Source organism: Micrococcus sp. GPGPB33 (assembly GCF_037853785.1).
Classification (GTDB): domain Bacteria; phylum Actinomycetota; class Actinomycetes; order Actinomycetales; family Micrococcaceae; genus Micrococcus; species Micrococcus luteus.
In genome coordinates, this window is record NZ_JAQMWO010000002.1 from 1,729,071 (window position 1) to 1,740,218 (window position 11,148).

The following is an 11,148-nucleotide window of genomic DNA, read 5'->3' on the forward strand; positions in this document are numbered from 1 at the left end:
CGGCCGGGCACGCCCCGGCTCAGCCGACCCAGACGTGGACCGCGGTGCCCTCGGGCAGGGCGGTCCCGGCGGCGGGGGACTGGTGCAGGACCCGGGACTCGCCCCGGCCGGCGAGCGGCAGCGGCAGGCGATGCACGCGGGCGTCCCAGCCGTCGTCCGCCAGCGTCGTGCGCGCCGTCTCCGGATCCTGCCCGGTCACGTCCGGCACCGGGCGCACGGCGCGGCCCTCGGAGAGCACCACGCGGACCGCGGTGCCCGGCGTCGCCTGCTCGCCGGGGGCCGGGTGCTGCTCGATCACGGCCCCGGCCGGCACCGCGGGATCGGTGCGGCGCTCCGCGACCTGCACGGTGAATCGGGCGTCCCGGGCCACGCCGTGGGCCCGCCGGATCACGACGCCGGTCAGGTCCGGCACCGGCACCGGCGCGGGGCCGGCGGAGACGGTGAGCTCGACGGGGGTGCCGCGCCCCGCCGGCTCCCCGGCCGCGGGCGAGCTGGCGACGACCGTGCCCTCCGTGCGGAGTTCGTTGTGCCGGGCCGTGACCGCCGCGGTGAAGCCCGCGGCGGTCAGCCGTTCCTCCGCCGCCTCCCGGGCCAGCCCGTCGAGGTCGGGGACCACCGCCACGCCACCGACTCCGAGGCCGCCGGAGCCCAGCGTCCAGCCCAGCAGCAGGGCGACGCCGGTGAGCAGCAGGGTCACGGCCGCGCCGATCGCCGCGGCCCGGCCGGTGCCCTGGCCGAGGTCGAGGGCGGGGCGGCGGGCCGCCCGACGCAGCCGCCGCGGGGACTCGCGCCCCGGATGCCGGTCCGCCGGAGCGGGGTCGAGCCCGAGCGGGCCGATCGGCTCCGCCGGATGCGCGGCGGGCCGCCGGTCGGCCCCGCGCGTCGCCGCACGGGTGTCGATGACGTCGGTCATGTCCGCGTCGAGGTCGGACTCGGCCAGGGCGGGGAGCACGCGCGTCGCGTGGTGGTCGCCGGCGTCGAGGGCCCGGGTCTGCAGGTTCCCGTCCGGGGCTGCGTCCTCAGGGCCATCGGCGGCGGGGGCGGCCACCGCCGGCTCCGCGCCCGGACCCTCGGCGGGGTGGCGGTCCGGTTCGTCGGGGTCCAGGCCCGCCGCCACGGCGTCGATGCGGTGCAGGAGCTCGCCGGCACCGGCGGGCCGGTCGGCCGGGTCCGGCTCGGTGCACCACAGCACGAGGTCGTCGAGATCCTCGGGGAGCCCGGGGTGCAGCGTGGACGGCACGGGGACCCGCTCGTGGACATGCCGGTAGGCGACCTGCAACGCGGTCGCCGCGGTGTACGGCTGGCGGCCCGTGAGCAGCTCGAACAGGATGATGCCCACGGCGTACACGTCGGAGCGGGCGTCGGCGGGCGCCCCGGCGATGTGCTCGGGGGCGAGGTAGGCGGGCGTGCCCACGACGGCCTGCCCGGCCATGGTGTGGGCCGTGGCGGCGCGGGACAGGCCGAAGTCCGCGACCGTCACCCGGCCGTCGTCGCGGACGAGCACGTTCTCGGGCTTCACGTCCCGGTGCACCAGCCCGGCGCGGTGCGCGGCGGCCAGGCCGTCGACGAGCGGACGCAGGAACCGCAGCGCCTCCCGGGGCGAGAGCGGTGCACGGTCCCGGATGACGGTGCGCAGCGTGCGGCCGGGCACGTGCTCCATCACGAGGTAGGCCAGCACGTCGCCGTCCTCGGCCTCGGTGTGGCCCTGGTCCAGGACCGCGACGACGTGGGGGTGGGACAGCCGCGCCGTCGTCTTGGCCTCCTGCTCGAACCGGCCGACGAGGACGGGGTCCTCCGCCAGGTGCGGGTGCATGACCTTGAGCGCCACCTGGCGGTCGAGACGCTCGTCCACGGCCAGGTAGACGGTGGACATGCCGCCCCGGGCCAGCCGCTCGACGACCCGGTAGCGGCCGTCGACGATGCCCCCCACGAGGGGGTCCCGGCGTGCGCTGCTCATCGTCCCAGGGTAGGACAGGCGGCGGACCCCCTCGGGGCGGCCCGCCGCCGGCGGATCAGAACATCGCCATCGCGGCGCGCACCTTGGCCACGTAGTCCCGTGCCTCCGGGTTCAAGCCGCTGTCCAGCACTCCGCCGAGGCCCTGGTAGTAGGCCCCGATGCCCTGGTCGAGGGTGGGGGTGCGGTCCTGCACGTACTTGATGAACGCGACGCCGGCCACCGCGTTGTCGTGGGGGTCCAGCAGGTTCAGCTCGCGGCCCACCAGCTCCGAGGCGAACTCGCCCGTGATCGGGATGACCTGCATCGCCCCCACGGCGTTGCCGGGGGAGACCGAGGCCATGCGGAAGCGGGACTCGGTGTACGCGTGGCCCAGGGCCAGGCGGGGGTCCACGCCCATCCGCTCGGCGGTCTCGCGGATGATCTGCTGCATCTGCTCGGGGGTGGGCTGCGGGACGGAGCGCAGCAGGCGTAGGTTCTCGTTCGCCGAGGCCGTGACGTGCGGCGCGTAGGTGCGGCCGAGGAAGGTGTCGCCGACCGCCTGGACGGCGGAGACCGGCTCCACCTCGAGGGTGCCGTCGGAGATCACGAGCACGTCGCCGGGGTGCAGCGTCGAGGCCCGCGTCAGGCCGTTGAGCTCGCGCAGACGGGGGATGGAGACCTCGAACCGCTGGGAGATCCCCCAGAGGGAGTCGCCGGAGACCACGGTGTACCGGACCGTCTCGCCGGCGGCCGCCGGGGCCGTCGACGCCGGCGCGGGGGCGGTCGACGCGGGGGTCTTCGGCGCGGCGGCCGTGCGCTGCGTGGTCAGGACCATGCCCGGGTGGAGCATGCTCGACGCGCTCATGCCGTTGAGGCGCTGCAGCTGCGCGGCGGAGACACCGGTGCGGCGGGCGATGACCCACCACCCGTCGTTCGGCTGCACCGTGTAGGTCCCGGCGGCCGGGGCCGGGGCCGCCGCGCCGGTCAGGCGGAGCTCGTCACCCGGGTAGAGCACGGTCTCCAGGCCCAGGCCGTTGAACCGCAGCAGGTCGGCGACGGAGACGCCGCGGGCGGCCGAGATCCGGGTGAGGGTGTCGCCCGGGCGCACGGTGTGCACCGCAGCCTCCTGGGCGTGGGCCTGGGCGGGCAGACCGGTGAGCAGCAGCAGGGGCACCGCGCCGCCGGTCAGGACGGAGCGCAGGCGGCGGGAGCGGACGGGGGTGTGGGACACGGCAGACCTCGGCATCGGATCGGACGGATGGAACACGACGGGGAAGTGACGGGCGGGACCCGTGGCCCCCCGCGGTCGACCGACGACGTCGGCGCCCGGCCGTGGAGCCTCGGCGATGTTATCGGAATGTGATCTTCGTGACCATACCGAGATCCATGCCGTCCGGGGCGCGGTGGGCCGGGCCCGTCGGCGGCCACGTAGGCTGGCGCCCGTGAGCACCACTTCCTCCGACACCCCGGTCCCCGCTGACGCGATCCCCGCCGAGCTCGACGCCCTCGTGGGCGAGTGGCTCTCCGTGCCCGACGTGGCGGAACACCTCGACCAGCGCGTGACCCGCGTCCACAACCTCGTGCATGATCGCCGCCTGCTGGCCGTGCGTCGTCCCGAGCCCGCGGTGCGGTCCGTGCCGGCCCTGTTCCTCACCGAGACCGGCGTGCTCGACTCTCTGCAGGGCACGCTCGTGCTGCTGGCCGACGCCGGTTTCTCCGATGAGGAGGCCCTCCGTTGGCTGTTCACCGAGGACGAGTCGTTGCCCGGCCGGCCCATCGACGCACTCCGGGACGGCCGGAAGACCGAGATCCGGCGCCGCGCCCAGGCCCTGGCCTGGTGAGCCGGCCCCGCGGGCGGTCATCCGCCCGCGGGGTCCGTGCCGCTCAGTGGCGGCGCGACGTGTAGGCGTCGATCAGCCGCGTGAGCTCGGTGCTCACGTCCTCGGGGACGCCGTGCGCGAGCAGGCCCGCCACGGCCCCGGCCGCCTCGTGCGAGAGCGCCGCGACCCGCTCTTCGACGGCCCGGCGTGCGCCGCACGCCTCGAGGACGGCCTGCCAGTGGGCCACCCGGTCCGCGCCGAGGTCCGGGTCGCCGAGGTCCGCGTCGAGCGCGGCGGCCTCGTCCGGGGCGAGCAGCTCGACGGCGCGGGCGATGAGCACCGTCTGCTTCCCCTCCCGCAGGTCGTCGCCCGCGGGCTTGCCCGTGGTCGCCGGATCGCCGAACACGCCGAGCAGGTCGTCGCGGTACTGGAAGGCCATGCCGAACGGCAGCGACACCCGGGCGAACGCGGTCACCAGCCCGTCGTCCGCCCCCGCCAGCAGCCCCCCGAGGGCGAGCGGGTGCACCGCCGAGTAGCGCGCCGACTTGTGCTCCACCACCGCCTCGGCGGCCGCCTCGGCCTCGCGGGCGTCGCGCGCCGCCGGGGCCATCTCGGCCACCACGTCGAGGTACTGACCCGCCATCACGCCGAAGCGCATCCGCTCGAGCTCGGCCCGCGCCCGGTCCTCCCGGGGCGTGCCGGCGAGCACGCGCGCGAAGGCCGTCTCGCTCATCCCCAGCGCGACGTCGCCGGCGAGGATCGCGGCGGAGACGCCGAAGTGCTCCGCGGCGTGGCGCCAGCCCGCCTCCCGGTGGAGGGACTCGAAGCGGCGGTGCACGCTGGGCATCCCGCGGCGGGTGTCCGAGCGGTCCAGGATGTCGTCGTGGATCAGCGCCGCGGCCTGGAACAGCTCGAACGCCGCGCCCGCCTCGGCGATGCGGGGGTCCTCCGCCTCGCCACCGGCCGCCCGCCAGCCGAGCCAGGCTAGGACGGCGCGCAGGCGCTTGCCGCCCGCGGTCAGGTCCGCGATCGCGTCCACGAGGGGCGCCGTCAGCGGGTGGACGTCCCGGGCGAGTTCGCGGTGCTCCGCCAGCAGGCGGTCGAGGGCGTCGGCGACGGCGGCGCGGAAGCGGTCCTGGTCGGCGGGACGGGGGCGGGGGCGGGGGACGGCGACGTCGGCGGGCATGGCCCCACCCTAGCCGCGCCGCGCGGCGGCTCGCCGGTCCCGGATAGGCTCGGTCCATGTCCGAGAGCGCGCCCGCTGCACCCCGCGATGAGGCGACGATCCTGCACGTGGACATGGACGCGTTCTTCCTGTCCGTCGAGCTGCGCGAACGGCCCGACCTCGAGGGGCGTCCCGCCGCCGTCGCCGCCCCGAGCGGCCGGTCCGTGGTGCTCTCCGCCTCGTACGCGGCGCGGGCCTACGGGGTCCGCTCGGCGATGCCCCTGGCGCACGCCCGCGCCCTGTGCCCGCCCCTGGTGGTCATCCCGCCGCGCCAGCAGCTCTACCGGGCCGTCTCCGTCGAGGTGATGGCCGTGCTCGCGGACGTGACCCCCGTGATGGAGCAGCTCAGCGTGGACGAGGCGTTCCTCGACGTCGCCGGCGCCCGCCGCCGGCTCGGCCCGCCCGAGCACATCGGCCACCTGATCCGGGAGCGCGTCCGCTCCGCGCTGGGGCTGCCGTGCACCGTGGGCGGATCGGCCGTGAAGTTCGTGGCCAAGACGGCGTCCACCGCGGCCAAGCCCGACGGCCTGCTGATCGTGCCGCCGGAGCGCACCCTGGACTTCCTCCATCCGCTGCCCGTGGGCCGGCTGTGGGGCGTGGGCCCCAAGGCGGCCGAGCGGCTCGCCCGGCGGGGGTGGCGACCATCGGCGACCTCGCCCGGGTGGACCCCGCGCGGCTGGAGGCATCGTTCGGGGCCGCCGGCCGGGAGTGGGCGTCGCTCGCCCGGGGCATCGACCCGCGCCCCGTCGCCCCGCGCCCGGCGGCCCGCAGCATCGGCGCGGACCACACCTTCGACGTCGACCCCGTCGACGTCGCGGGCGTCGGCCCGGAGGTCCTGCGCCTGTGCCACCGGGTCGCGGCCCGGCTGCGCGCGGAGCAGGTCACCGCCGGCGCGGTCACGGTCCGCCTCAAGGCGCCGGACGGGTCGGTCCGCAGCCGCACCGCCCGCCTCGCCCGGCCGACCGCCACGGGCCACGACCTCCTCGGCCCGGCGCGACGGCTCGTCCGCGAGCTGCACGCCGAACGACCGCATCCGGTCCGGCTCGTGGGCGTGCGCGCCGAGCGCCTCGGGGACGAGGCCGATCAGCCCCCGGCCCAGGAGGCGCTCTTCGGCGGTCCCGCCTGGGGGACGGAGGACGCGGCGTCGGAGGAGGGCGACTGGGCCGGCGCCGAGGCCGCCCTGGACGCCGTCGCCCGACGCTTCCCGACGGCGGCCGTGCGGCCGGCGTCGCTGCTGGGTCGCCGCGAGGCCCGCGCCGACGCCCGCCGGGACGCGCCGCGGCCGGGCACCGGAGGCCCGGACCGGGAGTGAGGGGATCCGGGGTCGGCGACGTCGCCACCTGGCTGGGGTGGGGCGGCAGGTCCTATCCTGGAGGGCAAGTCGGACGCGCGGGCGTCCCCTCCCGGTCCCGGAGGTGTCGGAGGCCGCGTTCGAAGGAGTCGCCATGCCCCTCTCAGAGCATGAGCAGCGGATGCTGGACCAGCTGGAGCAGCAGCTGCGCACGGAGGACCCCCGGCTGGCCACCCAGATGGCGGACACGGGGCGGCACCGGCTGCCCGTGGGTCGCGTCGTGGCCGGGGCCGTCCTCGCAGTGGTCGGGCTGCTCGTCGTGGTCCTCGGGGTCGCCAACCACGCGATCCTGCTGGGCGTGCTCGGCGCCGTCGTCATCGGGGCCGGCATCTTCCTGCTGACCACGCGGCCGCGCGCCGTCGCCTCCGGGGCCTCGGGCCCGGTGGCCCGACGGTCGGGCGCACCGCGACGGCAGGGGGGCGGCGACTTCATGGGCCGCCTCGAGCGGCGCTGGGACGAGCGGCGGGCCCGAGGCGACTGAGCGCCTGGCCCGCCGGGCCCCCACCCTCCTCCACTCCAGGCCCCGATCCGCTCCGGATCGGGGCCTTTGCGCTGCCCGAGGCCCCGTCGTCGCCGCGGCCCTCCACCGGGGGCCCACCGGTCCTCCACTTCCCTCCACGGCGACGCCGGCCCCGGGACCCGCGGGATGGCGTGCCGGACTCGGGGGCCTCGACACGCCCGTGGCGCCGGGACCCGCGTTCCTGGGTTGATGGTGGAGGGAAGTGGGGTAATGTGGAGGAAAGGAGAGAGCATGGGTCCCGACCTTGGTCGGGAGGGACCGCTCGACGAGCCAGGGGGTGTGCCGTGTTCTTGGGCACGTACACCCCCCGGCTCGACGAGAAGTCCCGGCTGATCCTCCCCGCCAAGTTCCGCGAGGGGCTGGCGGAGGGGCTGGTCCTGACCCGGGGTCAGGAGCGCTGCATCTACGTGTTCAGCGCTCGTGAGTTCGAGCGGGTCCACGAGCAGATGAGGTCGGCTCCACTGTCCTCCCGCCAGGCCCGTGACTACATCCGCGTCTTCCTCTCGGGGGCGTCGGACGAGGTCCCGGACAAGCAGGGTCGGGTGACCGTGCCGGCGCCGCTGCGGCAGTACGCGGGGCTGGACCGGGACGTGACCGTGATCGGCGCGGGGACGCGGGTGGAGATCTGGGACTCGGAGTCCTGGAACACCTACCTCGCCGAGCAGGAAGCCGCCTTCTCCGAGACCGACGAGGACGTCCTGCCCGGCGTCTTCTGACCGTGACCACCCGACCTCGAGCGAGACCTCCAGCCGACGCCGCCGCACCTGACCCGTCTTCCCCTGGGCCAGGCGTGGCGGCGGACGGATGGGGATCCCGCCCGAGGTCCGCCAGGACCGCGATGTGAGCAGGAGGTCGAGAGTGGACGCAGGCCAGCCGCGCCCCGAGGACCGCCACCTGCCCGTGATGCGGGACCGCGTCGTCGACCTCCTCGCCCCCGCCGTCCAGGCCGCGCTCGAGGCCGGCCGCACGCCCGTCGCCGTCGACGGCACGCTGGGCATGGGCGGGCACACCGAGGCCCTGCTGACCCGGTTCCCCCACCTGCGCGTCATCGGCATCGACCGCGACGCCCACGCCCAGGCCATGGCCGCCGAGCGCCTCGGCCCCCTCGCCGACCGTCTGATCCCCTTCCACGGCACCTACGACCGGGTGCCCGAGGCCATGGCCGCCGCGGGCGTCACGAAGGTCGACGCCGCGCTCTACGACCTCGGCGTGTCCTCCTACCAGCTGGACGACCGGGAGCGTGGCTTCGCCTACTCCTACGACGCTCCGCTGGACATGCGCATGGACGACACCGCCGAGCGCTCCGCCGCGACGCTCGTGGCGGAGCTGGACGAGCAGGAGCTGCGCCGGATCATCCGTCGCGACGGTGAGGAGCGCTTCGCCGGCCCCATCGCACGGGCCATCGTCCGGGCCCGCGCCGAGGCCCCCATCGAGACCACCGGCCGCCTCGTCGAGGTGATCCGCTCGGCCGTCCCCGTCGCCGCGGGGGCCACCGGCGGGCACCCGGCCAAGCGCACCTTCCAGGCCCTGCGCATCGCCGTGAACGAGGAGCTCGACATCCTCGACGCCGCCGTGCCCGCCATCCTCGACGCCCTCCACGTGGGCGGCCGCCTCGTGGTGATGAGCTACCACTCCCTCGAGGACCGGATCACGAAGCGGCACCTGAGCGCGTGGGCCACGTCCACGGCGCCCCCGGGGTTCCCGGTGGTGCTGGAGGAGCACGAACCCGTGGTGCGGGTGCTCACCCGCGGCACCGAGAAGCCCACCGAAGAAGAAATCTCAGAGAACCGTCGCGCCTCCTCCGCGAAAGTGCGTGCGGTTGAGAAGATCAGGACGTCCAGGACCACGGCATGACGCTGCACGAGGAGATGAGCATGGCCGCACACGCACGGATCGCAGAGTCGCTGCGCCCCGGGTCGACCCCCGTCGCCCCCGCGCGGCCGGCTCCGCAGGAGCGCACGCCGCTCTCGGTGGTGCCCGCCCCGCTGCCCCGATCCCGCTCCGGCGTGACCGTGCTGTGCGTCCTCGTGGTGCTCGCCGCGCTCGCGGCGGTGCTCGTCATGAACATCACGATGTCCAACCGGCAGTACGCCCTCCTGGACCTGCGCCAGGAGCAGCAGGCCGTCACCGAGACCAATGAGCGGCTGGCCGAGCAGGTGGGCCACCTCGAGGCGCCGCAGAACCTGGCCGCGCGCGCCGACGCCCTCGGGATGGTCGCCCCCGCCGGCACCGCCTCCGTGGACGCGGGCACGGGCCAGTTCGGCGGCGAGGCCCAGGCGGCCCAGGACGGCGACATCTCCGCCACCTACGTCGCGCCGCCGGCGGACGCGGACGCGGTCCGCCAGGGGGCGTCCGACGACGGCCAGGACGAGATCGAGGGACCGCGCACCTTCAGCGGCGCGGACGCCTCCGCCGCCCCCGACCAGGACGCCGCCGACCGTTGATCGACCGTCCCGCCTCGCACCTTCCCCGCGGCGGATCGACGGTCGGGCCCGCTCCCGGGCACCCCGCCGTGCGCACCCGCATCCTTCTCCTGCTCGTCTTCGTCCTGCTCGGCGGGCTCGCACTGCGGCTCGTCTACGTGCAGGGCATCGACCCCACGGGGCAGGCCGCGGCGGCCATGGACCAGCGCCTGACCCACCAGGAGACCCTGCCGCAGCGCGGGTCCATCCTGGACCGCGACGGCGACGTGCTGGCCGCCAGCGTGCGCCGCTACGACATCGTCGTGGACCAGCGCCTCGTCAAGGACTTCAACGAATGGGACCGCGAGGCCCGGGAGACCGTGCTGGTGGACGTGGACTCCCGCCTGGCCAGCCTGGCCGAGGTGCTCGGCATGTCGGAGGAGGAGGTGCGCGAGGCCACCATCGGCTCCCGCCCGTACGCCGTGGTGCGTCGCTCCGTGACCCCGGAGGTGCGGGACAAGGCCATGGCGCTCAACGTGCCGGGCCTGCTCTCCGAGGCGGTGGACCGCCGCACCTACCCGAACGGGTCGGTCGCCGGCAGCATCATCGGCTTCATGGGTGGCGACGGCACCGCCCTCGAGGGCCTCGAGCTCAGCCAGGACGACGTCATGACCGGCACCCCGGGCACCCGCACGTTCGAGGTGGGCGCAGACGGCATCCGCATCCCCAACGCCCCGCTCGAGGAGGTTCCGGCCGTGGACGGCGCCGACCTGCGCCTGACCGTGGACAAGGACGCCCAGTGGTTCGCGCAGGAGACCCTCGGCGCCCTCGCCGCCGAGTACGAGGCGGAGTGGGCGAACGCCGTCGTGATGGACGTGAAGACGGGCGACGTGATCGTCATGGCGGACTCCACCACGGTGGACCCCGCCGACCCCGACGCCACCGAGGGGAACTTCCGCACCTCCACCGTGATGAGCACCCCGTACGAGCCGGGCTCCACGGGCAAGGCGCTGCCGATCGCGGCGGCCGTCGACGCCGGGAAGGTCACCGCCACGGACGGCTTCACCGTCCCCAGCAGCCAGGACTTCGACGGGCAGACCATTCGGGACTTCTCCCCGCACCCGACGTTCGACATGACCGTCGCAGGCATCTACGCGCGCTCCTACAACACGGGAACGGTGCAGATCGCCGAGAAGATCACGGACGAGCAGCGTTACGAGTACATGCGCTCCTTCGGGGTCGGCCAGCCCATCGACCTCGGCCTGCCGCAGCAGGCGGGCAGCGTCCTCGTCCCGCCCGAACAGTGGGACGGCCGCCAGCGCCTGACCACGGCCTTCGGCCAGGGCTACACCCAGACCACCCTGCACACCGCCCAGATGTACCAGGCCCTCGCCAACGGCGGCGTGCTGATCCCGGCCCGGCTGATCGACGCCACGGTGGACGGCGACGGCGCGGAGAAGCGCTGGGAGTCGTCCGCGGAGCCCCACCGCGTGGTCTCCGAGGAGACGGCGGCGCAGATGCTCCGCATGATGGAGACCGTCGTGACGCAGGGCACCAGCAAGGCCGCCGCGATCCCCGGCTATCGCGTGGGCGGCAAGTCCTCCACCGCCGAGGCCGCGAGCGACACCGGCACGTACGACGGCTACAACCTCGGCTTCACCGCCGTCGCCCCGCTCGACGACCCCCGCTTCGTGGTGTCCGTGTCCCTGCATCGGCCGCCGTCGAAGCAGGGCTCCCGGGACGTGTCCGTCGCGGCCGCCACGATCATGGAGTACATGCTCCGCCAGGCGGACGTGCCCGCCACCGGAGCCGAGCCGAACGACTACCGCGTCTTCGTGGACGATCCACAGGACCGGCCGTGGTGACCCACGCCGCCGGCCCCGAGCACCCCAGG

Annotated in this window: 10 protein-coding genes and 1 pseudogene; 8 read left to right on the forward strand and 3 right to left on the reverse strand. The window is 75.4% G+C overall.

Annotated elements, in window-relative coordinates:
- Positions 1-19 precede the first annotated feature (19 nt).
- Entirely contained in the window at positions 20-1,957 is a 1,938-nt protein-coding gene (gene pknB / locus POD19_RS08320) for a Stk1 family PASTA domain-containing Ser/Thr kinase (protein WP_251393418.1), read from the reverse strand.
- 55 nt (positions 1,958-2,012) lie between these two features.
- On the reverse strand, positions 2,013-3,167 hold the full coding sequence (locus POD19_RS08325) for a LysM peptidoglycan-binding domain-containing protein (RefSeq protein WP_144818912.1): 1,155 nt from the start codon (positions 3,165-3,167) through the stop codon (positions 2,013-2,015).
- A gap of 211 nt (positions 3,168-3,378) precedes the next feature.
- Here POD19_RS08325 and POD19_RS08330 point away from each other — a divergent pair, with 211 nt between their 5' ends.
- Complete coding sequence (locus POD19_RS08330; protein WP_044659490.1) at positions 3,379-3,777, forward strand: Rv2175c family DNA-binding protein; 399 nt, start codon at positions 3,379-3,381, stop codon at positions 3,775-3,777.
- 43 nt (positions 3,778-3,820) lie between these two features.
- Here POD19_RS08330 and POD19_RS08335 read toward each other — a convergent pair whose 3' ends face one another.
- A complete protein-coding gene (locus tag POD19_RS08335) occupies positions 3,821-4,942 on the reverse strand; it encodes a polyprenyl synthetase family protein (protein ID WP_144818914.1) in 1,122 nt (373 codons plus the stop codon).
- A 113-nt stretch (positions 4,943-5,055) separates the two neighbouring features.
- Between POD19_RS08335 and POD19_RS08340 the strand changes: the two are divergent.
- The 7 genes and pseudogenes from POD19_RS08340 to POD19_RS08370 form a co-directional block, all read left to right on the forward strand.
- Positions 5,056-5,571, forward strand: a pseudogene (locus tag POD19_RS08340) (Y-family DNA polymerase); the annotation flags it as partial.
- A 44-nt stretch (positions 5,572-5,615) separates the two neighbouring features.
- Entirely contained in the window at positions 5,616-6,293 is a 678-nt protein-coding gene (locus POD19_RS08345) for a DNA polymerase Y family protein (RefSeq protein ID WP_340309419.1), read from the forward strand.
- A gap of 133 nt (positions 6,294-6,426) precedes the next feature.
- Positions 6,427-6,813: a DUF3040 domain-containing protein gene (locus tag POD19_RS08350; RefSeq protein ID WP_144818918.1), complete on the forward strand. Its 387-nt coding sequence runs from the start codon at positions 6,427-6,429 to the stop codon at positions 6,811-6,813.
- Between the two features lie 323 nt (positions 6,814-7,136).
- Entirely contained in the window at positions 7,137-7,568 is a 432-nt protein-coding gene (gene mraZ / locus POD19_RS08355) for a division/cell wall cluster transcriptional repressor MraZ (RefSeq protein ID WP_144818920.1), read from the forward strand.
- A gap of 142 nt (positions 7,569-7,710) precedes the next feature.
- On the forward strand, positions 7,711-8,706 hold the full coding sequence (rsmH, locus tag POD19_RS08360) for a 16S rRNA (cytosine(1402)-N(4))-methyltransferase RsmH (RefSeq protein WP_144818922.1): 996 nt from the start codon (positions 7,711-7,713) through the stop codon (positions 8,704-8,706).
- Between the two features lie 20 nt (positions 8,707-8,726).
- Positions 8,727-9,296 carry a hypothetical protein gene (locus POD19_RS08365; protein ID WP_251393417.1) on the forward strand — a complete coding sequence of 190 codons (570 nt, stop codon included), beginning with the start codon at positions 8,727-8,729 and terminating at the stop codon, positions 9,294-9,296.
- Between the two features lie 68 nt (positions 9,297-9,364).
- Complete coding sequence (locus POD19_RS08370; RefSeq protein WP_260446449.1) at positions 9,365-11,119, forward strand: peptidoglycan D,D-transpeptidase FtsI family protein; 1,755 nt, start codon at positions 9,365-9,367, stop codon at positions 11,117-11,119.
- Positions 11,120-11,148: the final 29 nt, after the last annotated feature.